Here is a 25,665-nt window from a genome sequence, read left to right as displayed (position 1 = left end):
GTACCCGGCTTGATCCGAGCGTGAGATCTCGGGCCCTGTCCGGGTCGGGGCCCGACTCCGGGCACATCGGTGAGAGAAGCGGGGCCGGAGCCTGGTTCAGAGCGTGGTCGGAGTCTGCAGGTGCTGGGTCCAGCGGGCGCGGGCCTGTTCGCGGGAGCGGAGCAGGGCGACGGTGGGCAGGCCCTGTTCCTCGCCGGTCGCCAGCAGTTCCGGCAGACGGGGCAGCGGCGCGACGGCCGCGACGTCGTCGAGGACGAGCGTCATTGGTGGGTCGAGCCGGCCGTCGGATGACCGTGCGGCCATGCGGCGGCCGTGCTCGACCACGTCTGAGGCGAGCGCCGTGAGCAGGGGCATCGCCCCGGGGCCCGAGCGCGGATTCTCGATGGGTTCACCGACCACATAGAGGCTGCCCCCCTCGTCCGCAAAAGATTCCAGCGCGAGCGAATCGGTGCGGTTCGGTGTGCAGGCGTCCCGGATGTGGACCGAGGACAGGGCGCCGAAGGCCCGTACTGTCAGTTCCTGTGCCATCTCGCGTCGTTCGGGATGGCCGGTGAGCGCGGATTCCAGCAGACCGGCGAGTCCGGAAGCCGCCTTGGGGTGCGTACGGAGCAGGCGCACCGGTTCGTGTGCGCTGCCGCCGATGGCCCAGCGATGGACCTGGCGGAAGGGGCGGCCGTCGATTGCGGCGGCGTGGAGCCAGCACTGCAGGAGGGTTTCCGCGGTGTCGGCCGTGGCCGCGTCGATGCGGGACTGCGGACGTACGGGGGCCAGGAGCGCGGCGGAGCGCGCGGCGGCGCGGTCGGGCTGTTCGCAGCCGCTGGTGGGGGACCAGTGGAGCCGGGCCGGGGTGTCGCAGAGGTGGCCGGGGTCGTAGACGAGGACCGGGCCCAGCTTGGCCCGGGCGTCCTTGGTCTCGGCCCAGACACTGGGGTCGGAGGTGACGACGAGCACGGGGCCGTCCGCCTCGCGGATGGCCTGGACGGTGGTGGGCCGGCGGGTGGCGGCGGGGCCGTAGACGACGAGGGGCGTCCGAGGGGAGGGGACGACGGGCGGGAGCGGCGTCAGGGGCTGGGGGGCGTCGGCCGGGGCCGCCGCTTCGGTGAGTACTTCGGTGAATGGTTCGGAGACCGGTTCCGTGGCTGGACTGGTGACCGGTTCGGCGGTGGGCTTCCGGTGGGGGGATGGCGTCGGCGCAGGGCTGGTGCGGGTGGCCCGTTCCTCGTACGCGTACTCCTGCGGGGGACTGCTGTGTGGTTCCAGCCGTTCGCCGCGTTGGCGTGCCCGTACGCCTCTCCAGCGGGCGATCACGCCCATCACGAATACCGTCAGCACCACCAGCACCATCAGTTCGCCGATGAACAGGCCCCAGAACAGCCCGTATCCCGAGAGCTCCCCGGCCGGAGTGGTCGGCCAGGCGGCGGGCAGGTCGTGCGGGGCCTCCACGAGTCGGCGCATGGCCAACGGGGTCTCGGCGAGGGTGACGCCCTCCGGCCAGCCACCGTGGGCGAGGAGACCGGCCAGCCCGGTGGCCGTCCAGGCCAGCAGGGTCAGGCCGAGCAGGAAGAGCAACAGCCCGATCAGCAGCCCGTCGGGGATTCCTCCGCCGCTCCCGTTCCCGCTTCCGTTCCTGCTCCCGCCGTGCCGGTCGTTGCCGCCGCGCACGTCACCGCGCCCCGCACCCGCCATGTCATGCCACCGTTGACTCGGACGACTCGTTCAGCCGTTGCTGGTTCTCGATGCGTGCCGCGCGTTGCTCCGCCTCCAGCTCGGCGGCGCGTACGTCTTCCGGGAGCAGGTCGACGGCGGAGGACTCGGTCATCGCGCGGTCGGTGAAGACGAGGGGGCGTTCGGCCTCGGTGATCAGGTGTTTGACGACCTGTACGTTGCCGTTGACGTCCCAGACGGCGATGCCGGGAGTGAGCGTGGGGATGATCTCGACCGCCCACCGGGGCAGCCCGAGGACCCGGCCGGTCGCTCTCGCCTCGTCGGCCTTCTGGGCGTAGATGGTGCGCGTCGAGGCCATCTTCAGGATGGCCGCCGCTTCCCGTGCCGCGGCTCCGTCGACCACGTCGCTGAGGTGGTGGACGACGGCGACGAACGAGAGCCCGAGCCGGCGGCCGAACTTCAGCAGGCGCTGGAAGAGCTGGGCGACGAAGGGGGAGTTGATGATGTGCCAGGCCTCCTCCACCAGGAAGATGCGCTTCTTCCGGTCGGGCCTGATCCAGGTGTGTTCCAGCCAGACGCCGACGATGGCCATCAGGATCGGCATGGCGATCGAGTTGCGGTCGATGTGCGAGAGGTCGAAGACGATCAGCGGGGCGTCGAGGTCGATGCCCGCGGACGTCGGTCCGTCGAACATGCCGCGCAGGTCGCCGTCGACGAGCCGGTCCAGGACGAGGGCGACGTCCAGGCCCCAGGCCCGCACGTCGTCTATGTCGACGTTCATCGCCTCGGCGGATTCCGGCTCCGGGTGGCGGAGCTGGTCGACGATGTCCATCAGCACGGGCTGGCGGTCGGTCGTCGTCTCGTTCACGTAGGCGTGCGCGACCTTGAGCGCGAAGCCGGAACGCTCGTCGAGGCCGTGGCCCATGGCGACTTCGATGATGGTGCGCAGCAGGGCGAGCTGGCCGGTGGTGGTGATCGCGGGGTCGAGCGGGTTGAGGCGGATGCCGCCGTTGAGCGCGGAGGTGGGGTCGAGGCGGATGGGGGTCAGGCCCAGTTCCTGGGCGATGAGGTTCCATTCGCCGACGCCGTCCTCGCCCTGGGCGTCCAGGACGACGACCTGGCGGTCGCGGAAACGGAGCTGGCGCAGCACGTACGTCTTCTCCAGCGCGGACTTGCCGTTGCCGGACTCGCCGAGCACCAGCCAGTGCGGGGCGGGGAGCTGCTGGCCGTACAGCTGGAAGGGGTCGTAGATGTAGCCCTTGCCGGAGTACACCTCGCGGCCGATGATCACGCCGGAGTCACCGAGGCCGGGGGCGGCGGTGGGCAGATAGACCGCCTGGGCCTGGCCGGTCGAGGTGCGGACGGGCAGCCGGGTCGTCTCCACCTTCCCGAAGAGGAAGGCGGTAAAGGCGTCCGACAACGCGGACAGCGGATCTCGCATGGCGTGACTGACCTCCCTCTCGGTGTCGCGGTCTCGGTGTCTCGGTGTCGGTGTCGGTCTCGGTGTTTCGGTGTTTCGGTTTCGCGGTGTCGCGGGCTGGTGGGCCGGTGGGCTAGCGGCGGATACCGGTGGCGAACGGCAAGGTGTTGACGAAGGCACGGTGGTGCTCGCGGTCGCACCACTCCAGCTTCAGATACGACTTGCCCGCGGAGGCCCGGATCGTCCGCTTGTCGCGGGCCAGGGACTCGGGCGAGCGCGATGACACGGTGATGTACCCCACGAGGTTCACCCCGGCCGCGCCGCTCGCGAGATCTTCACCCCGCTGGTCGAGCCGGCCGTGGGCGGCGATGTCGCGCGGGTCGACGGTGCGGTTCATCTTGGCCTGGCGGCTGGCCTCGGCCTCGTCGTTGGTCTTCTCGGTGAGCATCCGCTCGATGGCGATCTCGGTGGGTTCGAGGTCCATGGTGACCGCGACCGTACGGATCACATCGGGCGTGTGGACGAGGAGCGGGGCGAGGAAGTTGACGCCGACGGGCGTCATCGGCCACTCCTTCACCCAGGCAGTGGAGTGGCACCAGGGTGCGCGGGTCGACGACTCACGCGTCTTGGCCTGGAGGAACGTCGGCTCGACCGCGTCCAGTTCGGCCGGCCATGCGTTGCGCTTCGTCATGGCCTGGATGTGGTCGATGGGGTGGTCGGGGTCGTACATCGAGTGCACGAGGGAGGCGAGCCGGCTCTGGCCGAGCGGCTGGCGGACCCGGATGTCGGCCTCGGCGAGGCGGGCGCAGATGTCGGTGAGCTCGCGGGCCATGACGACGGCGAGACCGGCGTCCCGGTCGATCTTGCGTCCGGCGTGCGGGCGGGCGGCGCGGGCCATGGCGTGAGCCTCGGCGGCGAGCTCGCGGGTGAAGTGCATGCAGGCGACGAGGTAGGCCCGGTGCTGCTCGCTGGAGGTGGAGACCATGGACTGGAGCTGCTCGTACGACTCCTGCAGCCAGCCGGGGGAGCCCTTGTCGCCGCGCTGGGCGACATCCTTGGCGTGGGCGTCGGGGTCGGCGGGAAGGGTGCGGGCCAGCATCTGGATACGGGTCACGAAGCCGTCGCCGTTGGCGACGTGCTTGAGCAGGGTGCCGAAGCGGTCGACGAGTGCTTCCTGGTCCTCGCTGTCGCGCAGCCCGACCCCGGGACCCTCGATCTCGATGGCGGCGGTGACGGTGCGGCGGTCGGCGTGCAGCAGTACGGCGATCTCGTCCGGCCCGAAGGGGGCGGCCAGCCAGTTGATCCGGCCGATGCCGGGGGGCGGCCCGATCTCGACCTCACGCCCGTCGGCGCTGACGCCCGCCTCCATGGCGGCGGAGCGGTAGGACGTGCCGCGGCGCAGGGAGCGCTTGAAGCTGCGGTTGATCTCGAACCATTTGTAGAAGGTCCGGTGCTTGTACGGGACGTAGACGATCGCCAGGGCGAGCAGGGGAAAGCCGGTGAGCAGCACGATCCGCAGGGAGAGGACCGGGACGAGCAGCCCGCTCATCATGCCGAGGAACGCGCCGCCGATGATCAGGGCGATCTCGCCCGTCTCGCGGTTCTTGCCGACGATCGCGTTCGGCCGGGCGCGGCCGATGAGATACGTACGGCGGGGCGCGATCGGATGGGACTGCGTGCTCAACGCCCGCCACCTCCTGTGCTCTTGTTACCTGAACTGCCTGATCCGCCGGATCGGCCCGATCCACCGCGTGAGCTCCGGCTGCCGTGCGGGGTGCCGGACGTGGGGCCCGAACCGCTGCGGGGCGGAGGTGCGGCGGAGGGGACAGATCCGCCGCCGACCCCGCTCCCGGAGTTGCGGGAGCTGTGTGCGGCGACTCCGCCGCTGACCGGATTGGCGGGCCGTCCGCCGCCGCTGTTGCCGCCGCCGTCCTGGCCGCCGCCGCGGCTGCTGTGAGTCTTGATGCCCTGCGAGACGAGTGCGGCGGGCGAGCTGATCATCGCGGCCGCCTGGGAGCCGTCGGTGGCCTGCTTGCGGTTGGTACGGGCACCCTGGATCTCGTCGCCGAAGCCGGGGACGAAGCGGTAGATCATGCCGGACGCGAAGATCGCCAGGAGGATGATGGCGAGCCCGGAGACCACCGCCGAGAACGCGTCGGGCCCGTCGTCCGACGACAGGGCGCCGGCCAGCCCGAGCACGATGACGATGACCGGCTTCACCATGATCACGGCGATCATGATGCCCGCCCAGCGGCGGACGTGCCCCCACATGTTCTTGTCGACGAGCCCCGCGTACACGGCGGTTCCGAGGAGGGCGCCGACGTAGAGCAGGGCGGCGCGGATCACGAGCTCCAGCCAGAGGATGCCCGCGGCGAGGATGGACACGAGCGAGACGACGATCAGCATGATCGGTCCGCCGCCGATGTCGGAGTCCTTCTTCAGAGCCTCGGCGAACGACCCGAAGAAGACGTCCGTCTGCCCGCCGGAGGACGAGGAGATGACTTCGGTGACGCCGTCGGTGGCGGAGACGATCGTGTAGAGGATCAGCGGTGTGAAGGCCGATGCGAGCACGGTGAGCCAGAGGAACCCGATGGCCTCGGAGATTGCGGTGGTCAGCGGCACGCCGCGGATCGCCCGCTTGGCCACGGCGAGCAGCCACAGGACGAGCGTCAGCACGGTGGAGGCGGCGAAGACGATCGCGTACTGCTGGAGGAAGCGGGTGTTGGTGAAGTCGACGTTGGCGGTGCTTTTGACGGCCTCGCTGAGCTTGCCCACGATCCACGCCGCGGCGTCGGCACAGCCGCGACCGAGGGAGGTGAGGGGGTCCAGGGCGGAGTCGGCGCCGTCGGGGGTGTTGGAGCTCGGAGAGAAGTCGCCTTCGCAGTAGTCCTTGGCGAGGCCCACGATCAGATCGCATGCCTCGTCAGCCTTGGTGGGCGAGGGAGACGGCGAGGGCGACGGGGCAGCCGCGGCTTGCGAGGCCAGCAGGATCACCAGGGCGGGCAGGCTGCCCAGGGTAGTCAGGATGCGTGCGCCGGGGCGACGGTTAGCGGGCATAGACGAAGCCTCCATATCCCTCGACCGCGCCGGCGATCTCATCGGCGGACGAAGCCCGATTGTCACCGCTGACAGGGGTAGGTCCTTCTGTCTGGCTGGACGACTCGATCTTCCAGTCGTTGCCACTCCACTTCAGCTTCTCCGAGATCGTGAACCAGGTCTCGGTCACGGGCTTGGTGGACCCTTGCCCGGCCATGCCGACGAGGCCGGTGCACCAGACCTCAACGGTTGCTGTGTCCCCGTTGGAGTCGACCACTTTGGTGCCCACCGGAACTGTGCGGGAGACGAAAGTCAGCCCGGCTGGTGCGCTGCCGTCCTCATTCAGGCCGACGTTCTTGAGGAATCCCGGGGAGTAGGCCGTGTTCAGATCAGCGACCAGCTTGTCGACGACTGACGGGTCGTGCGTGGTCTGCACGATCGTCTGGCGGGACGCTTGGTTGAACATGCCGGCAGAGCCGAGCGCTACTGCGAAGTTGGACGCCGCGCTCTGTGCCCCCTGCGCGTCATGAGCGAACCCTGACGGAATCTCACCGTTCTTCCCCGTCACGGGCTTCGTCCCCGTAGCCGCCGTCGGTTCCGCGCCCGCCTTCTTGCCCTCGCTCCCCGACGCGCCGTCCCCGCCGTTCCCGCCGCCCCCGCCCATGTTGGCGAACGCGATGGCTGCGAGCAGCAGGACGATGACGCCGACGACCGTGACCAGTGAGCGTGAGTTGCGGGCCGGGCGGCGGGGGCCGTAGCCGTCGCCGCCCTCGCCGTCGGGGAGGCGGGTGCGGGTCTGGCGGGTGCCGCCGAGGGTGCTGTAGCCGTCGCCCGTACGCCCCGAGTCGTTGCCGTAGCCGTCGTCGTGACTCATGCCGCGTACGCCCCCTCAACCGTTGCCTGAACCGTGTCGTGGTACGACGGTAGTCGTGCTGGTTTCCGCGTGGACGCGGTGTGGTGAGTCGACATCAGGGAGACGCAACCTCTGCCGGTGGGCACGACGGACGGATGGTGAGGGCTGGGGCGGGACTGCCCCTTCGGTGCGGGCTGACGGCTGGTTAGACGGCCATCCCGTAGACGATGGTGAACACGGTTCCCAGCGATCCGATGATGAACACACCGGTCAGGCCTGCGACGATCAGTCCCTTGCCCTGCTCGGCGCTGAACGTGTCGCGCAGCGCGGTCGCGCCGATGCGCTGTTTCGCCGCGCCCCAGACCGCGATGCCGAGGCAGAGCAGGATGGCGATCGCCATCACGACCTCGATCATTACGCGGGCCTCGTTGCCCAAGGTCCCGAACGGCCCCCAGTTCGGGGCGATTCCGCCGATGATGGTGGTGATGTCGCCCTTCTCAGCTGCCAGGATCATGTAAGTCACCGCCCCTGTTGGGTAGTTCGGAGCCCGTGCCGCATGGCACGGGTCACCCTCTATCTTCGCTGATGAAACTGCTCTCGTACGACGACTTGACGGCTCTCTTTACCCGGATCTCGCACATATGACCGGTCTGACCGCCCTGACCTGCGGATCGAATCGATGTGTGGGCGATTTGCGTCTGATTACTCTGTGTATCACGGAGGGTGACGCCGGGCAATGATCGCCATCGCGCCACCCTGGCCGAGAGCTGAGACAGGCGCCGATCCGCACCCATCGGGGGCGGTGTGAGGAGGTCGGAGCGGCCGTCGGTCAGAGGAGCGGGTGGCGGGGGACCGGTGGCCGGGGCGGGGTCCGCCAGGCCGGGGGCGGCCGGAAATCGCACCAGGACCCGTCAAAGGGAAAGGTTCCGGCCTCGGCGAGCCGGGCCACCCTGTCGCCCTCGGTCCTGATGGCCGCGGCCTCCTCGGCGGTCCAGTACGCGGGATGGCCGGTCTTCTCGGCGAAGGACTCCTCGTCCTTCCACTGCCAGGTCCGGTCCGGCGCCACGTTGATGTCGAGCTCGTGGTCCGCGATGTCGATGTCGTCGCCGTGGTGGACGCGGCGCTCCAGATTGACGTACCAGCCGCGGAACTTCTGTCTGCGGCCGAAGAGCCACAGGACGGAGTGTGCGGCGCCGGTCGGCTGGTAGAAGAGTGCGTTGCCCATCGGCCACCGGCCGGCGACCACGGGGTAACCGGCCGCCGGGCGCTCCTGCGGGGCGATGTCGCGCAGGTGGGTGGCGCCGCGTGGCAGGGCGGTGCGCCACATCGGAGTACCCGTCTCCATCCAGACGAGCTGGCCCTCGGGCGTGCTTTCGACGAGCCGTACGGGTACGGAGGCGCTCAGATGGCCGCCTATGAAGAAGTTCCAGCGCAGGATCCGGCCCGGCTCCGGGCTCCCGCCGGTGCTCGTGCCGATGCTCGGATCGGCTCCTGTGGTGCCGTTGTTCGCGTCGTCCCGCTTGCCCACTTTCATGCGATTGATCATGCCCGCGGTAGGGCCTCGGGACACGTGTCCGTCTGTCCGGCCGGGCTCAGTGGCCTCCCCGGTTCTCCACGCACGGCCCCGTTCCCGGCTGGGGTTCGGCGTAGGCGCCGTGCACCCGCATGGTCAGCTCCTTCTCCGTCACGTATCCGGAGACGCAGACGTCCCCCGTGTGGACGCTGTAGAAGCCGTTCCAGAGGTAGACGCCGTGCTGCTTTCCGCAGCCGAGGTTCCCGAGCGCCTTCGTGATCCGCTTCTCGCTGACGTCGCCCTCCCTCCGGGCCCTCTCCAGCTCGGACTCGATGAGCGCGGCCGAGGCCTCGCCCTTGGCGCGCTTGGCCGGGCTGAGCTCGGCCGACATGCGGTAGGCGTGGTTGTCGGCGTAGTTGGGCGGCCGGTCCCCGCTGTTCCCCTGCTGCGGAGGTTCGGGCGTGCTCGACGTGGGCGAGGAGGAGGACGGCGGAGCCGGCGGTGTCCCGGTGGGCTGGGCGCACTTCGGCCGGGGGGTGAACGAGGGAGTCGGAAAGGCCGAACGGGCTTGCGGCTGACCGGCGTGTTCGGTGCCGCACGCGGTCGCGGTGAGCGCGAGGAGGGCGGCTGCCGCGGCTGCACGACTGAGCTGTGTGGAGAGGGACATGACATGAGTGTCCGGTGTCGAGCCGCGCGTGGCATCAGCAGGTGTACGCAGCTGAGTGCCCGATCGCGGCGGTCAGCCGGATCAGGCGATGGCGATGCCCCGGGCGGCAAGGACCTCGGTGTCGAACGAAGCGCCGATTCCGCAGTCTTCGACACCGGTGATCAGTCGCAGGTTCGGCAGGAGGTCGAGGTCGTCGAGCGACTCCACGTCGTAGAGGTCGTCCTCGCCGTCCCAGACCGGGGAGCACTCCTGGTACACCTGGAGCCCGCCGTCGAGGTCGAGAGTCTCGACCGTCGCGAGCAGCTCCGGGCTGATGTCCAGAGCTTCGAAGTGGGCGCGGGCCTCGGCGAGAACGGTGTGGGCGAGGTCGTTCGCGTAGGCGTAGTCCTGCGGGTCGTCGATCCCCTTCGCCTTGAGGCAGTCCGCGATGCGGAATACCGGAGTGAGGGTCTCGTCCTCGTACATGAGCTTTTCGATGACGAGCAGCTTGAGATTGAAGTCCCGGAACGCAGCCATGCGAGAAGCGTAGCGAGAGGGTGTGACAGCGGGACGGCGAGAGGGTGTGACAGCGGGACGGAGTGGGCGCCGCCCTCTACGCGCCCATGGGGCGGCGGCCTGTCGTGGAGCCGAAGCCCAGCCAGGTGTGCCGGTTGCCCGCCCAGCACCAGCCGGCCTTCGGGGCGTTGCGCCGCTCCCGGCCGTCGCGTCCCGTGCCGTTGCTGATCCACAACGCCGGCGTGCGGGCGTCCAGGGCGCCGTTGGCCTTGCGCAGCCGGGAACCGATGGTCATGAAGCAGTGGGAGCGCTCCAGGGCGGCGGGCTGCTGCAGCACCCAGTGCATGCCCTCCGTGAGCAGTAGCGGGGTGCGGTCCTGCGCGGTGAGCGCGGGCAGCGCCTCGTCCGGGCTCCAGTTGGCCATGTGGTCGCCGCGATCGACGCTGCTGAGGACGTACAGCGGCCCCTCGGGCACCGCGATCGTGTCCAGCGGGGTGAAGAGGTCGACGTCGGGCATGTCGACGACGACGAATCCCGGCTTCTCCGCCCGGCGGAGCAGCGGGGCGAGGACGGATGCGGGGGCCCGGTCCGGGTGGATGGCGAGCAGACCGCCGTCGCCGCCGTCACCGCGGGCAGTGTCGTTCTCGGCTGCTTCGGCGAAGTCGCGGATCTGGGTGGCCGACAGGCCGGCGATCTCGGGCAGCCCGAGCCCGATCAGAGTCTCGGCCTGCGCGCTCAGGGACGGAAGTGCGGGGAGGGCGGCGGTGGTGACGGGAGTGGGTTCGGGCATGGCGCGGGTGCTCCTCCGGCGGTCAAGGGGTGAGGTGGACGACCGCAGGCCTAACGAGGGCGTCCTGGCGGAACGTTCCGCTCACCTTTCCGGCCCTCGTGGCCGACGGCCGGGTGAGCAACTGCTCCCGCTTTCGCCCCGGGCGGCCGCGTGACGGTTCTCAGTCCTCGAAGTCCCGGGCCAGTTCCTCCCACGGCAGGCTGCGCAGGGCCGCGGGGGCGTTGTCGTTCGTCGGAGGGTCCGCCGTGGCCTGGAACCAGACGACGACGAGCGCGGAGAAGTACCAGCCCGAGTCGTGAGCGGGGTCGATCTCGGACGAGTCGAACGCACCGATGCAGGCCACGGCGGGCAGATCCTCGATCGGTTCGTCGCGGCGGGTGGTCCCGCCCCGCGCGGTGACTTCGGGAGGTATCAGATGCACGGGCCAGCCGGGGTAGGCCTTTTCGGCGGTGCGCAGGAGATGGGCGATGATCCGCTCGTTGACCTGCTTCGTCGGGGCGCCGGCGATGAGACCGGCGTACGTCGAGCGGAGCCGTAATTCGGCGAGGGCGATGCCGCGGCGCGGCGAGAGGGTGAGGTGGCTCAGGGACATGGACGGACGGTACCGCCGGGCTCCGCCGCGTACGAGTGACGGGTGCGGCGGAGGCGACGGGTGCGGCTGGGTACAGCGGGTGCGGCGGAGGTGACGGGTGCGGCGGGTGCTCAAGGCTCGGGGCCGGCGGGACACCGCGCCGGAGATCCCCGCTCCCGCCCCCGCCCCCGAGGTGTTCCGGGTGGAGGGCGTCGCCAAGCCGTACTGTCGGTGGTCCGACCTGCCGTGGACGTGAGAGCGGCGTCGGACGCAGGAACCTTGGGCCGGAGTCACACGCAGGACGACCGGACACGCACGCAGGACGAGAGGAACGGGTGAGTCGCGCCTCGGAGGAGTCCAACCGCCGCATGCTGCGGGCCAGGGACGCGATGGACCGCGCGTACGCCCAGCCCCTCGACGTGGCGGCCCTTGCCCGGCTCGCCCATGTGTCCGAGGCGCACTTCTCGCGTACGTTCCGGGCCACGTTCGGCGAGACGCCCCACCGCTATCTGCAGCGGCGCCGGGTCGAGCGCGCGATGTTCCTGCTGCGGGAGACCGACCGCAGCGTCACGGACATCACGTTCGAGGTCGGCTTCGGCAGCACGGGCACGTTCAGCCGGACGTTCCGCGAGATCGTCGGCCGGTCCCCGAGGACGTACCGCAGGGAAGCGGTGGCCACCGGGATTCCGACCTGCTTCACCATGGCGTGGACGCGGCCGAGCGGCTGAGCATCGGCCCCCGTGCGCCCCGTGCGCCCCGTGCGGCATTGCGGGCCGCCCGGCTCCGACTGAGCAGTTCTGGATAAGTTTTCGCGCGGGCGGCGCCGTAGCGTGAACGTCATGTTCAACGCAATCACGCACTCGCAGATGTACGTCCTCGACCAGGACGAGGCCCTCGACTTCTACGTCGGCAAGCTCGGGCTGGAGGTGGCCGCCGACACCGACCTCGGGTTCATGCGCTGGCTGGCCGTCAGCGTCCCCGGGCATCCGGAACGCCAGATCCTCCTGGAGAAGCCGGGCTCCCCGGCGATGTCCGAGGAGACGGCGGCGCAGGTCCGCGACCTGGTGACAAAGGGGGCGATGGGCGGCTGGCTCATCCTCACCACGGAGGACTGCCGCAAGACGTACGAGACGCTGCTCGCCCGGGGCGTCGAGTTCACCGAGGCGCCCACCGAGCGTCCGTACGGTACGGACTGCGGGCTCCGCGACCCGTTCGGCAACCGTCTCCGGTTCACGCAGCCGAAGCAGATCGGCTGACGGAACGGCACATCAGCCCGGCAGGCGCGCCGTTGTGGTCGCCTGCCGGGCTGATGTGCCGTTCGCGCGCCGGATCCCGAGTTGCTCGCCGGGCCGTCTGCCGGTCCGGACTCAGGACTTCGAGTCCGCCTGCTCCATGGAGCTCACCGCGTCGGCGATCGTGCTGCGGTACAGGCCCAGCTTCGGGTCGAGGACCTTCACGTCGGGGCCGAGCGGGAAGTTGAGCTGCTCCGCGTTGGGCATGTGGTCGCCGTCGGCCAGCACGTTCAGCTCGTTGATCCAGGTCAGGGCGCCACTCGCACCGCTCGGGTTGAGGTCGATCACCGCGATGGCGGCGTTCTTCGGCTTGACCGGGTAGGCGGGGGCGCCGCCGAGACCGCCGGGGACCAGCGGCAGGATGTCGCCGCTGTGGTCCTTGGCGCTCGCGCTGCCCAGGCTGACCCGCGGGAAGTAGCTCAGGCCACAGGCGTTCGCGCCCGTGTTGTTGACCTCGATCACCTGCTGGGTGGCCGAGCCCTCGCGGGCGTACACCCGCACCGACAGGTCCTCGCTCTGGCACGGGTGCTTGTAGGCGTAGCTGTCGCTGGTGTTTCCGCCGGCGGTCGAGCCGGTCGAGCCGGTCGTGGCGGAACCACCCGTGGAAGCGCCCGTGTCCGTGCCCTTGTGGGACGTGACCGTCTTCGTCGAGCCGCCGGTCGTCGCGGTGTCCGTGTTCCCCGCGGAGCCTGCGGGCTGCGAGGCGTCCGCCGATGCGGCGGTCTTCGCGGAGTTGTCCGCCGGGCCGGCGGACTTCGTGCCGCTGCCGTCTCCACCACAGGCGGTGAGGGCCAGGGCGAGTACGGCGGTGACTGCGGCGCCGATGGTGGCGGTGCGCTTGCGGGTGCGGATCGTACGCATGTGAATTCCCCGAGTGTGTGGCGGCGAGTGTGGCGGTCGAGTGCTGCGGTGCTGCCGAGGCCCGGAACCAGCGGCGAACCGCTCCCCCTCCTGACCTGCTGACTTCTTAAGCTTCCCGCCCGCCGCTCATGTTCTGCTAACGCCCGCTTGTCGTCCCGCTGACGCGCCCGGATCGGCCTGCGACCCCCGCCCGACCGGCCCCGTCCTGCCCTGGCCTGCCCTGCCTCGGTCCGCCGTCAGGTGCACCAAGTGCTCGGCTACGGCCCGTCACGCCCCGCCGCCCCCGTCACGCCCCCGTCCTGTTCTCCCGCTAAGCGAACCGGGAGCTCGGGACCGGTCCCGGGGCGTCCACGCGGTCCCGCGGGGCTGTGGCCCACTCCGCCGAGGTGGCGGAGACGAACGCGCCGAACACCTCGTCGCCGTCCGGCGGGGTCTCGCCGTCGCCGGCGTCGGGTGTGCCGTCCGCCCGTACGATCTCGGCGGCGATGTCCTGCTCCGGGCGCGCGTCCGGAGGGGACTGCTCCGCCCCGTTGTCGCCCATCCGGATGGTCGCGCCCCAGGGTTCGACCACGGTCTGCGCCAGGAACGTGCTCACGTCCGCGGTCGCGACCGGCGGGTTCGTCCAGCACGTCGCGTGCTCGAAGAGGATCTGCCCGGCCGGGCGTCGCCGCAGGGTGACGGCCACGTCCGGTTCGACCGCGTTGATGTCGTACGCGACGACGAGGGTGTCCGTCCGCTGCGGGTCGTACGGCTCGGTGGGCAGTCCCAGCAACCGCGCTGCGGCGAGACCGAGAATGCGGTCGCTCCTGCCGGGCAGCAGGGAGACGGACCGGGGTGCGCGGCCCGTGGTGCGCAGGACGAGTGCCAGCCGGTCGAGGCCGTGCCGGCACAGGCCGAGGGTGTCCCCCAGGTACGCGTACCGGCCGGTCATCGCGGACTCGAAGCCGTACGGGGAGAGCACGGCCAGGTATCCGCCGGTGAGGGCGTGGTGCCAGCCGCGCAGGTCGCGTCGGTCGAGCGGGCCCGCCTGCGCGGCGCGTTCGGCCCGGCGCAGCATGTGGGTGACGCGGCCGTGCGCCCACTCCCACTTCGCGTCGTCGGGCGCCGGCAGCAGGTCGAACGCGTCCCGGGCCCCGGAGAGGTCCCCGGCCAGGAGCGAGTGGTGGACGAGCAGGTACCGCTCGGGCCAGGCGGGCAGTTCGTCGCCGGCCGCGGCGAGTACGGTCACCGCCTCCGCGTTGCGGTTCTCGCGCTCCAGTGCGGAGACCAGCTCGGCCCGCACCGGCCGGGAACCCGGCATCCGGCGCAGGGCCTCGCGCAGGGCGGGAACGGCGAGGAAGCCGAGGTCGTGCTCCACGCAGGCGTAGCCGAAGTCGTAGAGCTCCTGCGGCCGGCCGGTCTTCCTTGCCAGGGACTTGGCCGCACCGGCGAGGTCCTCGACGCCGACGGCGGTGGCGAGCCGGTGCACGAGCTTCGCCAGGTCCTTGAGGGGTGCCGTGTCGGCGAGGGGGCGCAGGGCCCGTACGGTTCCGGGCACGTCCCCGGCGTTCAGGAGCTCAGCCGCTCCCGCAAGTTCGTTTGTCATCGCGGGAGATCATGGGCGAGCGCGGGTGGGGGCGCAATGTGTTTCTTCACCGGCCGGGCCGGGTGGGGGCTGGGAGGGGAGGGCGTCGCGACCGGGTGCGACTGTGGTTCACGTCACGCGTGACTTCTGCGGTCTGATCACCGTTAGATGTGATGTGCCCAAGCCTGCCATGTCGGCCGAGACCGCTGCCGCGCAGCCTCCGCCCCCCGCGCCCCTGCCCTTTCTGCTGACGCCGCGCCAGGGGGAGGCGGCGCGTGAGCTCCTCTCGTACGTGGTCGGCCTGCCGCTGACCTCCGTCGATGCGCAGCTCCTCGCCGTCGTCGTGGCGATCCGGGCAGCGCGGGCCGGGGTCGGCAACCTCACGGGCACCGACCTGCGGTCGCTCCGGCTGGACGATCCGGAGCGGGCCGTCGCCGAACTGGGCGCCGCCGGGTGGCAGGTGCCCGGCTCGCTGCTGGACGGGGAGCCGGACAAGCCGTCCGGGATCATCGTGCCGGAGATGACGCCGGGGCCCGATCACGTGCTGCCCCTGGGCAAGGGCACCCGGTCGAAGGTCTCGGGATGGGCCATGCGCACGCGGATCGCCAAGCCCGTGAAGAAGGCCTCGCCGGCCGCCCGGCTTGCCGCGCTGTTCCTGGCGGCCCACTGCACGGACGAGCTCGTCGGAGAGGCGCCCGACGACCTGCCCGTCGCCTGCTACGCGGCCGTGCCCGTCCTCCTCGAAAAGGGGTTCCTGGCCGAGATCTCCGGGCGGACGTACCGCCTCGGCACGGCGGTGCGGCACCTCGCCGGCATGTTCCGTACGCCGGAGGAGGTCGCGGAACTCGCGGCCGAGGAGGCGGTGCGCAGGGCCGCGCGTGAGGCGGCGGCCGCGGCCGAGCTCGTGGAGATCACGCCGGCTCAGTGGGCCGAGTGGAAGACCGGCGTCAGTCCTGCGCTGCTGCGGCATGTGGAGGCCGTGGAGCAGTGCGCGTGGTGCCGGCTCTCCTTCGGACGGGTCGCGAAGGCGTTCATGTCCTCGCCGTCGCCCGTTCCCGCGCCCCGTCCGGTGGCAGGCGACCACGAGACGTGGAGGGACGCGCACCCGGAGAGCGGCCGGGAGGCGGCCGCGTTCACCGTGGCCTTCCGCGCGGAGCACGGCCACGGGCCGTCGTACGGACAGCTGTGCAAGGGGCTGGGCTGGAAGAAGCTCTCGCGCTCGCTGCGCGGGCTCGTCGTGGGCGGGATCCTCGCCGACGGCTGGCTGACCGAGACCTCCCCCGTGCCGTGGACCCTGCGCCCGGGGAAGGCCGCCCAGGCACAGGGCATCGTCCTGCCGGGCCAGGCGGCGGCCCGGACCACTCGCTGAACTCACCGAACTAGTCGTACTCACTGAGCCGGACGCTCGGGCCAGGCATGCAGGCACACAGGTATGCAGGCACACAGGTATGCAGGCACACCGGCATGCGGGCAGGTAGACACGAGGGCATGCGCGGCAGGTGTCGGGTGTCGGCTCGGGTCGGCCGGGTTCAGGAGTCCTGCGTCGCCGGTGCGTCGGTGGTTCCGGCGGTTTCGCCCTGTGCGGAGAGGACCAGCGTCGCGGCGATGAGGAGTGCGGTGATGATGCCCGTGACGAGGACCGGGGAAGGCGCGAAGGTCGCCGCCAGGACGGCGATGACCGCGAGCGGATGGAGCGCGTCGGCCGCGCGGCGCAGCCCGCCGGCGCGGTGGTGCAGTACCCATACGAGGGTGACGAAGACGGCGACCGGGACGGTGTAGGCCGCCGCTGCCGCGCGGTCGGAGAGGTGGCCGTGGCCGGTGGCGTGGGCCACGTTGACGGCGAGACCCGCGCCGACGGCCGCCGCGGAGGCGAAGACCAGGTAGTGGCCGTATCCCCACAGGAGCGCCATGCGCAGGGTCGTGAGTCGGTCGTGCACGCTCGCACTCCGCGCGAAGTAGAGCCACCACAGGGCGAAGACGGTCAGGATGCCCCCGACGACGAGAGCGGCGAGGTCGGCGAGCGCCGCGTCGGAGTCGAGCGCGGCATGCACCGCTCCGGTGGCGGCGGTGATGGACTCGCCCAGCACGATCAGGGTGAACAGGCCGTACCGCTCGGCGATGTGGTGCGGATGCCAGGTGGTGGTGGCCGCGCGCTCCGCCCAGGCGGGGACGGCGATCTCGGCCAGGACGAGGACGGCGAAGGTGGCGAGTCCGGTGTCTTCGGGGAGTGCCAGGCGTACGACCCAGCCGATCTGTACGACGAAGATCCCCACGGCATAGCGCAGACAGGTGGGGCGCCGCTCGGGGTCGGAGCGGGCGGCGCGCAGCCACTGCGTGACCATGGCGAGCCGCATGATCACGTAACCCCAGGTGATGACCGTGAAGTCCTCCTGTTGCAGCGCCTCCGACGCCCCGGCGGCGAGGACGAGGGCGCCGGTGATCTGGACGAGGGTGAGCAGCCGGTAGGGCACGTCGTCGGTGTCGTAGGCAGAGGCGAACCAGGTGAAGTTCATCCACGCCCACCAGATCGCGAAGAACACCATCGCGTAGCCGAGGACGCCGTGGGCGATCCGCCCTTCCGCGAGCTCGTGCTCGAACGCCGTCGCCGCCTGGGCCACGGCCGTGACGAAGCAGAGGTCGAAGAACAGCTCCAGCATGGTCGCGGTGCGGTGCTCCTCGTCGGCGAGGCGGGCGACCATGGGCCGGCGCCACGAGACGGGAGAAGGAGGGGAGGAAGGGGAGGAAGGGGACGGGGGTGAATGGCTCATGGGGGCCCATTCTTCCCGCTGTTCCGGTCGGGGGCAGACGGCCGCGCCCTTGGGGACACCGCTTGCGGGCGGCGGGGAGGGAATCCGCTGGTGTCACGGTGGGGGTCCTGTCAGAATCCGCCGCATGACTACACGAATCGAGAACCACCCCGCCCGTTGAGCGCCCCGGACGAGCGCGGAGCGCTCACTACCCGGCCGTCGCTGTACTCCTGCGCCCTGCGCCTTTCTCGCGCGGAGCCCGATGGGCCGCCCCCCGAAGGGGGACATCCGCTGCCCGGTCCTCCCGCGCCGAAAACCCGGTTCTGCCGTAGTTGGCGCGAGGCCCGGACCGCGGTGGCGGAGCTGCTGAGAACGCTGCTCGCCGAACCCGATACGGCCCGGGCATCGACGGACGCCGAACTGCGTCTGTCCGCGATGAACCCCGCGCTGAGAAACAGCCAGATTGCTTCCGCCGTACGTGACGTGGTGCTGGAGGACGAGACGCGGGCCCGTGCGCGTGCGCTCGGACGGTGCCTCACGCGTACGGCGAGCAGCCCCGCGGCCGTCTGCGTCGGTCTGGCCCTGCTGGCGCGGCTCGGAGAGCCGGAGGACGTGCCCTCCATCAAGTCCCTGTCCGTTTTCGCTGAGTTGACCAGCCCGGCCGTGTACGCGCTCGACGCCATCGACCGGCAGGCCGCGGCGCTGGTGTGGCTGGGGCTTCGTGCGAAGGGGACGGAGCTGCGGGAGCTGGCCGCTGCCGTCGAAGCGGGGGACGGTGCTGCGGTGCGCCGGGTGCTGGCCGTGGTGCCGCGAGATCCCGCCATCGTGCGGCCCGAGACCGCGCGGAGGATCACGGAGGCGGTGCGGCCTGCCGACATCCTGCTCCCGGGGCCCGGGCCGGAACCGGAACCGGAACCGGAAGCAGGGGAGGCGGATGCGGAGGTGCTGCCGTCGCGGGCGGAACTGGCCGCGTGCACCGGGTGGCTGCTGTTCCGCGCGACGAACCCGTGCGACGACCGTGCCGAGATCCTCAGTTGCTCGGAGGCCGTCAGGTCGTACGAGGCGTTCGTGTCGTACGCCGGAGTGCTGGAGCCCACCCTCGACCACTACGGGCTGCTGCTCTCGGCCGCGTCCGACCTGCACAGTGGGCCGAGCCGGCTGCTCCAGTGGGGCCCGGGCCGGCGCGAGGCGTTGCTGGCGGAGCTGGAATCCGTACTGCGGCAGCCCGCGTGGTCCGCGGTGGTGTCCCCGGAAGCCGAGCCGGGGGAGGGCGCGGACAGGGCCGAGCGCCGGCGGTTCCAGTGGGCCCGGCGCCAGGCGGGGCGGCCGTTCCGCACTGGTGCGGAAGCGGTGGGCCCGGTAGGCCCGGTGGGCCCCGTGGGCCCAGTGAGGCGGGTTCTGCAGCTGGAGATCGTCGTGCGCGACCCGGTCGACCCCTGCACGGTCGAGGTCCGCATGCTGATCGACGGCCGCCCCCTGGTGCAGGAGGTGTTCGGCCGAGGGGTCGCGCACAGCCCGGAGTGGCTGCTGGACAGCGGCCGGCTGCGGGCGACGGAGGAGGCGCGGGAGGTGCAGCTCGCGGAGGCGTACTGCACCGAGGGCTGCTGCGGTGCGCTGTACGTCACGATCCGGCGGGACGGCGACCAGGTCATCTGGTCCGACTGGCGCTGCCCGACACCGCCGCCCTCCCCGCTGTACCTGCGTGACATCCCTGAACTCCGCTTCGGTGCGGGCGCGTACGACGCCGAGATCAGCCGTGCCGAGAACGACCACGCGTGGACGTGGCCGGCCCGCAAGGTCGCCCGGCTGGTGGTCGCGGGGCTGCGTGACCGGCCGGAACTGCTCGGCCGCTGGGACATGCGGCTGGATTGGGCGGGCACGGACTTCCGGGACCCGGACCGTACGGCGTTGTGCCTGCGGTACGAGGGGGAGGACGGCTACCCGAAGTACCGCATGTGGCACATCCCGGAGGACGGCACCCCGCCCGAGACCCGTGCGGCCGACGCGTTGCGCCGGCTCGGTACGGCGGACCCGAGGACGTACGAGGCGTAGCGCCCGGTCCACCGTTCGGGTGATCTCGGCCCGGCGGCGATGCGTTGGGAGGCCCGGGGAGCGGGGCACCGGGCCGCTCCCCGGGCTCCGGGGGCGGCGTGTCGCGGCTGCCGGGTTTGGCACAGTGCCGCTCCACGATCAAGGAACGGGGTGAGTGGTGTGCAGCAGAGGCTGAGCGACCTGGCGGGTGGCGGGGGCGGTCACGCCGGTGGGGACCAGCTGAGGCACAGCGACGGGGCGTGGCTGAAGGCGGCCGGGGGTGCGGAGGGGATGGGAGCGCACCTCGGGCCGGTGAGGACGGAGCTGGCCACCGCGCACGAAGGGCTGCTCGCGGGGACCGCCGGCCTGAGTGCGCTGGCCGAGCTGGGTTCCGTACGCGAGTCCTGGGAGCGGCGCTTCGAGACCGCGCGCAGGGAGTGCGGGGCCCTGGCCGGCAATCTGCGGGCCGTTGCCCGGGCCCAGGGCGAGACGAACGAGACCGTGAAGTCGTCCTTCGCGCCCGTGGCGAGGCGGACGCGTGGGGTCGAGCGATGACGGCGGGGACCTCCCGGCTGACCTGGGCGCAGTTACGGGACCTGAAGTGCGCCGAGCTGGAGGGTGCGGCCGACGGCTGGGGCAAGGCGAGCAACCGGGCCGATGCCGGGCGGGACCGGATCGAGAAGCAGCTGCTGAACGGCTTGCGCGAGACCGAGCAGGGCGCGGCGGCGGACGCGGCGGTGGGCAGGCTGCGGCGGCTGGGCCGGAACCTTCAGTACGTGTACACGGAGTGCGGCCTGGTCCGTACGGCGCTGAACAGCCTTGCGCACGAGATGAAGGCCCAGCAGCGTTCGCTGCGGGAGGCGTTGGACGACGCGGAGGCGCTGAGGTTCACGGTGCACGCGGACGGCTCGGTGACCTATCCGGAGGCGGGGGAGGGCCTGGTCGACGGGAAGCCGTTGGCGGGCGGGACCGCGTCGGTGGGGGCGGCGCCGGGTCTGCTGCCGCCGTCGGGACTGGTGGCCCCGAACCCCAACACCGCCAAGGCGCAGGACATCGCGGACCGGGTGGCGAAGGCCGTGCGGACGGCCGCCGAGATCGACTGGCGGTTCGCCGGGATCCTGCGAAAGCTGAAGGCCGAGGAGGGCCTGACGGTCCCGGACCGGACGTGGACGGACGCGGCGGGGGACGCGGCCGCGGTCCGGGACGCGGCACGCGGGTACCTGAAATCGGGCATCCCGTACGAAGCGAGTCCGGCGGCGCGGCGGGAGTGGTGGGCGAACCTGACGGACGAACAGCGCGAGGAGTACCTCGCGGTGTACCCGGACCTGATCGGCAACCTGGACGGCATCCCGGCCCTGATCCGCGACACGGCGAACCGGGACAACCTGCGTCTGCTGATCGGCAAGTTGGAGGGGCTGGAGGGCGATCGGGCGGAGACGCAGTTGGCGGGGCTGCGGGAGATCGACCGGCAGTTGCAGGCGGGGCGGCAGCCGCCGATGTACTTGCTCGGCATCGGTGACGAAGGGAACGGGCGGGCGATCGTTTCTTACGGGAATCCGGATACGGCGCGGAATGTTTCGGCTTATGTGCCGGGGTTGAATACGTCGTTGGATGCGGATTTTGCGAAGAATGACCTGAAGCGAGCCCGTGACACCGCCATTGGAATGCAGCAACATGATCCGTCGAGTGCGTCAATTGTCTGGCTTGGTTATGACGCGCCTCAAGCTCCAGATGGTTTGGAAAGTCTCGACGTGATGGGTGAAGCGCGCGCCGAGAGGGGTGGAGTCGCCTTTCATAGTTTCATGGGGGGTATTGCTGCCACGAGCGAGAAGGAGGATCCGCATTTGACGGCAATCGGGCATTCTTATGGTTCGCGAACAGTGGGTGCCGCGACGCAGCATGGTGGAGGCATCCCCGGGGTTGACGACATCGTCCTTGTGGGTAGCCCGGGAGTTGGGGTTGATCGTGCGGATGAACTTGGCGTGGGCAAGGGTCATGTCTTCGTTGGTGCGGCAGAGAACGACGTTGTGACCAAACTTCCATCGAAGCAGCAGAGCGCGGCCGGACTCGCCGGCTGGGCTGCGGCAGGCCCTGTAGGTGCCTATCTGCTCGGTGAGGTTGCCGATCAGGAGGACGACGATCTTTGGTTTGGTAAGGACCCTGCTAGCGAAGCATTTGGTGCTAAGAGATTTCCTGTGGATGGCGGGCCGAGACTTGTTAGCGGTCACGGCCTTTCTATCGATGCGCACTCTCAGTATTTCGACCCGGATCGAGATGCTTCGTCAGCCAACAGTATTGCTCTGGTTGCGGCTGGGCAATCTCGAAGGCTCAAGGCCGAGGAGTACCGATGAGGGGTCACGTAATGGGGTGCGTGATGGCGCTGATTCTGGGCGCAGCGCTGTCCGGCTGTGTCACTAGCGGGAAGAGGGCAGACATGGACATGCAGGCAGCTGCGGACCACGCGGACGGCATTATGGATGCCACACTTGCGAGTATCGAGCCGTCCGTTCAGTGGGCGCATGGCCCCACTACTACGGGAAGTTGTGACGTGACGCGACGTCGGTCGGTCATGACCGTCGTGTCCGACGAACGCAGGGGAAGTTTCCTGGGTTTGGTGGAGCGGGTCTGGCGAAAGCGTGATTACCGGATCAAGGGGGTTAACAATGATCGAGATTCTCCCGCCATCTATGCGCAAACCCGTAGCGGCTTCGGTGTGAGTCTGATTTTTGGAGGAGGGCAAGCCTTCTTCGAAGTAGACAGCCCCTGCGTCGAGGAGTCCGAGGTGGCCGAGTCGACATCGGCACCCAACGGCCCTTCCTACGAGGGCGTCTACCCGCTGCCTCGCCCCAACGTCCACTCCGACTTCTGGTCAGCCAGCGCTTCCTGAGGCCTCGTGCCTGCCCCCAATGACCGGTAACGGCCCGATCGGTGGCGGTAAGTGAGGGCCCGATAGTCGGACGTTGAGTCCGGCATTGGGCCCTGGGGCCCATGCAGAGCTCCGCAGTGTTGTGGTCGCATACGGATACCGGGGGAACTGTCGCTGCGCCTGCTCACAAAGCTGGGGAGACCTGTCGTGTCTGGCATAGGAGAAGTAGCGTTACCGGAAGGCGCTGAGGTCGGTGCCGCCGAGGCTCGTTCGGGCAGACAGCCGCTGTCGAGCTCCCTGCAAGTGGTGCTGACCCTCGTCCGATTGCTCTTCGTCGTCACCGTCGTGGGCGCGCTCAACGCGCTGCTCGTGGCCTCGTCGGCCGAGGCGGTGGACGGTCGGCTGCTCGGCATGGTGCTGTACACCGCGCTGCCCGGCATCACCGGGTTCGTGCTGTCGCTGTACGTGCGGGCCGGTGGCCCCCGTATCTGGCTCGGGTTGCTGGCCGTGCATGGCTGGCTCACGCTCGGCGCGCTGGCGACACTCAACGACGCGGACAGCAACCGGGGCGTGACGCCGCTGGTTCTTCCCGTCGTCGTCCTCGTCCTGCTGTGCAGGCCCCAGGCCCGTGCATGGTTCAGGCTCGCCCCCGAACAGCGCGCAGAGCACCGGCCGTTCAGCGTCCCCCGGATGATCAGGTGGCGGGTGGACACCGGGCAGTCCGCGCTGGAGTACGTAGGCCTCATTCTCGTCGTGGCGGCCCTCGTCGGCGGGCTCGTGGCCACAGGAATGGGTGGGCGGATCGCCGGCCGATTCGGCACTGCCATCTGTCAGGTGACCGGAGGTTCCTGCTCGTCGTCCGCGACCGTCGCCGACGGCCGGAGTGATGGGAAGGGCAGCGGCGGCAGCGGAGCCAGTTCCGGGTCCGGGTTCGAAGGTGCCACCGTGGCCGGAGGAACTGACTCGGCCGGACCCGATTCCGGAGGATCCGACTCGGCCGGACCCGACTCCGGTGGAAGCGGGACCGCGGGCAACGCCGCAGGAGGCAGTACCACCGACGGCAGCACCACCGGCGGCAACGCCACCCAAGGCAGCACCACCGGTACTTCCGGCGCACCCGGGTCCGCATCCGGGTCCGCATCCGGGACCGAGACCGAGTCCGAGGCTGCAACCGCCGGCGCAGTCGGTGGTTCGGGCGCGACCGGTGGTTCTTCTTCAGCGGTCGACGCGGGTAGACAACCCTCGACCACGGGTTCCTCCACCGGTGGCTCGGAGGGCAACTTCTTCACAGGCCTCGTGGGCGACGACGGTCTGCTCGGCGATGTCACCGGGGCCGTCGACACGATCGCGCACCCCGTCGACACCGCCAGGGGCGTCGTCGACCAGTACGCCCAGGCCGCGAACCAGGCGGGCGGCAAGTGGGACAAGGGCCAGTACGGGGCCGCCGCGTGGGACGTGGCCAAGGGGCCCGGTGGGGTCGGCGGCGCGCTCACCGGTCTGCCCGGGTCGGGTACGCGCGTCGAGTCGGCCGTACGGGACAAGGAGCGGGATTACCTCAACGGGCGCATTCCGACCGGTTCCAGCGCGGCCGGCCGGAAGGCTTGGTGGGACGGGCTGACGCAGCAGGAGCGCGATCGGTACCTGGAGCTGTCCCCGGACCGGATCGGCTCGCTGGACGGCATTCCGGTGGCAGACCGCGACGCGGCCAACCGGCGGAACCTTCCGGGGCTCATATCGGAGCTGGAGGGCCGGAGCGACGAGGCGTCGAAGGAGAAGCTGGCCGGGCTGCGGGAGATCGACCGGCAGCTGAAGGAGGGCAGCCAGCCCCCGATGTACCTGATCGGTATCGGCGACGAGGGCAACGGGCGGGCGATCGTCGCCTTCGGGAACCCCGACACCTCGCAGAACGTCTCGGCGTACGTGCCGGGGCTGAACACCTCCCTCGACGAGGAGTTCGCGAAGAACGACCTCAAGCGCGCCCGTGACACGGCGATCGGCGCCCAGGGCTACGACCCGTCGAGCGCGGCGATCGTCTGGCTCGGGTACGACGCTCCGCAGGCGCCGGACGGGTGGAAGAGCCTGGCCGTCGCGGGTACCGGCCGGGCGGAGAAGGGCGGCGCGGCCTACGACGACTTCATGGGCGGCATCGCGGCCACCAACCAGAACAAGGACCCGCACCTCACGGCCATCGGGCACTCCTACGGCTCCCGCACCGTCGGTGCCGCGACCCAGCGCCTCGGCGGGATCCCGGGGGTGGACGACATCATCCTCGTCGGCAGCCCCGGGGTGGGTGTGGACCAGGCCGTGGACCTCGGGGTCGGTGCCGCACACGTCTATGTCGGAGCGGCCGCCAACGACCCGGTGACCAAGCTCCCGTCCAAGACGCAGACGGTCGTGGGTTCGCTCGGGATGATCCTGGGCGGGCCGGCCGGTGCGTACCTGGCGGGGGACCTGGCCGATCCGGGCGACGACGACCTCTGGTTCGGCAAGGACCCGGCGAGCAAGGCCTTCGGGGCCGTACGGTTCCCCGTGGCCCCCGGTCAGCCACTCGTGAGCGGTGACGGTCTGAGTTTCGACGCGCACTCGAACTACTTCAACCCGGCACGGGACGCCATGTCCGCCGACGCCATTGCTCTTATCGTGTCGGGACACGCCGACCGGCTCAAGATGGAGGAACAGCGATGAGCCGAAGGTTCCAGATCGTTGCGGTGGCTCTGGCTGTCGGCTTCACGCTGTCCGCCTGCGGAAGCGAGAAGGAACCCGCGGCTGCGAACGCGGGCACCGCAGTCACCGAGAGCCCCAAGGAAACCAAGGGCACCAAGGGGAAGAGCATGAACATGCAAGAGGCCGCCGAACGGGCCGACGGCATGCTCGACGCCGTACTGAAGAAGATCGACCCCGAGGTTCAGTGGGCCCACGGGCCGACGACCAAGGGCAGTTGTGACGTGACCCGCAGACGGACCGTCATGACCATCGTGTCCGCGGACCGGCGGCAGCGTTTCCTGGACCAGGTCGAGCAGTTCTGGCGCACGAGCGACTACCGCATCAAGGCGAAGAACGACGACGCGGTGTTCCCGGCGGTCTACGCGGTCACGAAGGACGGATTCGGCATCAGCGTGAGCGTCCGAGCCAGGGGACAGGCCTTCTTCGAGGCGGACACCCCGTGCGTGAAGGAGTCGAAGGTCGCCGACTCCGCGTCCGAGCCGAACGGGCCGGACTACGACGGCGTCTACCCGCTGCCCGGCCCCAACGTCCGGTCCGACTACTGGTCGGCCGAAGCATCCTGAGGACTGC

General features: G+C 70.4%; 23 protein-coding genes. 9 read left to right on the top strand and 14 right to left on the bottom strand.

What is annotated here, in order from left to right; genetic code table 11:
* Positions 1-96: 96 nt before the first annotated feature.
* The 11 genes from ACGFZA_RS35875 to ACGFZA_RS35825 all read right to left on the bottom strand — a co-directional run bounded on the left by ACGFZA_RS35875 (position 97) and on the right by ACGFZA_RS35825 (position 11,031).
* Positions 97-1,686 (bottom strand): type VI secretion protein, encoded by a 1,590-nt coding sequence (locus ACGFZA_RS35875; protein ID WP_393684708.1) that lies wholly within the window; start codon positions 1,684-1,686, stop codon positions 97-99.
* A gap of 1 nt (position 1,687) precedes the next feature.
* Positions 1,688-3,106, bottom strand: coding sequence for an ATP-binding protein (locus tag ACGFZA_RS35870; RefSeq protein ID WP_385286120.1), 1,419 nt, complete (start codon positions 3,104-3,106; stop codon positions 1,688-1,690).
* A gap of 112 nt (positions 3,107-3,218) precedes the next feature.
* Positions 3,219-4,769, bottom strand: coding sequence for an SCO6880 family protein (locus ACGFZA_RS35865; protein WP_393684705.1), 1,551 nt, complete (start codon positions 4,767-4,769; stop codon positions 3,219-3,221).
* Positions 4,766-6,142 (bottom strand): hypothetical protein, encoded by a 1,377-nt coding sequence (locus ACGFZA_RS35860; protein ID WP_393684703.1) that lies wholly within the window; start codon positions 6,140-6,142, stop codon positions 4,766-4,768. Before ACGFZA_RS35860 ends, ACGFZA_RS35865 begins: the two co-directional genes overlap by 4 nt.
* On the bottom strand, positions 6,132-6,995 hold the full coding sequence (locus ACGFZA_RS35855) for a hypothetical protein (RefSeq protein WP_393684701.1): 864 nt from the start codon (positions 6,993-6,995) through the stop codon (positions 6,132-6,134). Before ACGFZA_RS35855 ends, ACGFZA_RS35860 begins: the two co-directional genes overlap by 11 nt.
* A gap of 184 nt (positions 6,996-7,179) precedes the next feature.
* Complete coding sequence (locus ACGFZA_RS35850; RefSeq protein WP_072489575.1) at positions 7,180-7,488, bottom strand: hypothetical protein; 309 nt, start codon at positions 7,486-7,488, stop codon at positions 7,180-7,182.
* Positions 7,489-7,803: 315 nt separating this feature from the next.
* Positions 7,804-8,508 (bottom strand): DUF402 domain-containing protein, encoded by a 705-nt coding sequence (locus ACGFZA_RS35845; protein WP_393684699.1) that lies wholly within the window; start codon positions 8,506-8,508, stop codon positions 7,804-7,806.
* 58 nt (positions 8,509-8,566) lie between these two features.
* Positions 8,567-9,154 carry a hypothetical protein gene (locus ACGFZA_RS35840; RefSeq protein ID WP_393684697.1) on the bottom strand — a complete coding sequence of 196 codons (588 nt, stop codon included), beginning with the start codon at positions 9,152-9,154 and terminating at the stop codon, positions 8,567-8,569.
* Between the two features lie 81 nt (positions 9,155-9,235).
* Positions 9,236-9,670, bottom strand: coding sequence for a DUF6892 domain-containing protein (locus ACGFZA_RS35835; protein WP_393684695.1), 435 nt, complete (start codon positions 9,668-9,670; stop codon positions 9,236-9,238).
* Between the two features lie 76 nt (positions 9,671-9,746).
* Positions 9,747-10,439 carry a DUF5701 family protein gene (locus ACGFZA_RS35830; RefSeq protein ID WP_393684693.1) on the bottom strand — a complete coding sequence of 231 codons (693 nt, stop codon included), beginning with the start codon at positions 10,437-10,439 and terminating at the stop codon, positions 9,747-9,749.
* A gap of 160 nt (positions 10,440-10,599) precedes the next feature.
* Positions 10,600-11,031: a hypothetical protein gene (locus ACGFZA_RS35825; protein ID WP_393684691.1), complete on the bottom strand. Its 432-nt coding sequence runs from the start codon at positions 11,029-11,031 to the stop codon at positions 10,600-10,602.
* A 314-nt stretch (positions 11,032-11,345) separates the two neighbouring features.
* Between ACGFZA_RS35825 and ACGFZA_RS35820 the strand changes: the two genes are divergently transcribed.
* A complete protein-coding gene (locus tag ACGFZA_RS35820) occupies positions 11,346-11,738 on the top strand; it encodes a helix-turn-helix domain-containing protein (RefSeq protein WP_385286138.1) in 393 nt (130 codons plus the stop codon).
* Between the two features lie 111 nt (positions 11,739-11,849).
* Positions 11,850-12,266, top strand: a complete 417-nt coding sequence (locus ACGFZA_RS35815) for a VOC family protein (RefSeq protein ID WP_385286140.1) — start codon at positions 11,850-11,852, stop codon at positions 12,264-12,266.
* Between the two features lie 111 nt (positions 12,267-12,377).
* On the opposite strand, the gene ACGFZA_RS35810 is transcribed toward ACGFZA_RS35815, so the two are convergent.
* Positions 12,378-13,163 carry a DUF4232 domain-containing protein gene (locus tag ACGFZA_RS35810; protein WP_393684688.1) on the bottom strand — a complete coding sequence of 262 codons (786 nt, stop codon included), beginning with the start codon at positions 13,161-13,163 and terminating at the stop codon, positions 12,378-12,380.
* Positions 13,164-13,473: 310 nt separating this feature from the next.
* Positions 13,474-14,748 carry a hypothetical protein gene (locus ACGFZA_RS35805; protein ID WP_393684686.1) on the bottom strand — a complete coding sequence of 425 codons (1,275 nt, stop codon included), beginning with the start codon at positions 14,746-14,748 and terminating at the stop codon, positions 13,474-13,476.
* 169 nt (positions 14,749-14,917) lie between these two features.
* On the opposite strand from ACGFZA_RS35805, the gene ACGFZA_RS35800 reads away from it, so the two are divergent.
* Positions 14,918-16,096: a hypothetical protein gene (locus tag ACGFZA_RS35800; protein WP_393684732.1), complete on the top strand. Its 1,179-nt coding sequence runs from the start codon at positions 14,918-14,920 to the stop codon at positions 16,094-16,096.
* A gap of 160 nt (positions 16,097-16,256) precedes the next feature.
* On the opposite strand, the gene ACGFZA_RS35795 is transcribed toward ACGFZA_RS35800, so the two are convergent.
* Complete coding sequence (locus ACGFZA_RS35795; protein ID WP_393684684.1) at positions 16,257-17,426, bottom strand: low temperature requirement protein A; 1,170 nt, start codon at positions 17,424-17,426, stop codon at positions 16,257-16,259.
* A 402-nt stretch (positions 17,427-17,828) separates the two neighbouring features.
* Between ACGFZA_RS35795 and ACGFZA_RS35790 the strand changes: the two genes are divergently transcribed.
* From ACGFZA_RS35790 to ACGFZA_RS35765, 6 genes are all read left to right on the top strand, one after another.
* On the top strand, positions 17,829-19,526 hold the full coding sequence (locus ACGFZA_RS35790) for a hypothetical protein (protein WP_385286148.1): 1,698 nt from the start codon (positions 17,829-17,831) through the stop codon (positions 19,524-19,526).
* A 159-nt stretch (positions 19,527-19,685) separates the two neighbouring features.
* The gene (locus tag ACGFZA_RS35785) at positions 19,686-20,060 is read left to right on the top strand and encodes a hypothetical protein (RefSeq protein ID WP_393684682.1); all 375 of its coding nucleotides are present in this window, start codon (positions 19,686-19,688) and stop codon (positions 20,058-20,060) included.
* Positions 20,057-21,856, top strand: a complete 1,800-nt coding sequence (locus tag ACGFZA_RS35780; protein ID WP_393684680.1) for an alpha/beta hydrolase — start codon at positions 20,057-20,059, stop codon at positions 21,854-21,856. Before ACGFZA_RS35785 ends, ACGFZA_RS35780 begins: the two co-directional genes overlap by 4 nt.
* A 23-nt stretch (positions 21,857-21,879) precedes the next feature.
* Positions 21,880-22,392, top strand: coding sequence for a hypothetical protein (locus ACGFZA_RS35775; RefSeq protein ID WP_393684678.1), 513 nt, complete (start codon positions 21,880-21,882; stop codon positions 22,390-22,392).
* A 285-nt stretch (positions 22,393-22,677) separates the two neighbouring features.
* Positions 22,678-25,056 carry an alpha/beta hydrolase gene (locus tag ACGFZA_RS35770; protein WP_393684676.1) on the top strand — a complete coding sequence of 793 codons (2,379 nt, stop codon included), beginning with the start codon at positions 22,678-22,680 and terminating at the stop codon, positions 25,054-25,056.
* Positions 25,053-25,658: a hypothetical protein gene (locus ACGFZA_RS35765; protein ID WP_393684674.1), complete on the top strand. Its 606-nt coding sequence runs from the start codon at positions 25,053-25,055 to the stop codon at positions 25,656-25,658. The genes ACGFZA_RS35770 and ACGFZA_RS35765 overlap by 4 nt, the downstream gene beginning before the upstream one ends.
* The last annotated feature ends 7 nt before the right edge of the window (positions 25,659-25,665 follow it).

The organism is Streptomyces sp. NPDC048211, from assembly GCF_043202315.1.
GTDB lineage: Bacteria > Actinomycetota > Actinomycetes > Streptomycetales > Streptomycetaceae > Streptomyces.
This window is presented reverse-complemented; position numbering and strand designations above follow the sequence as displayed.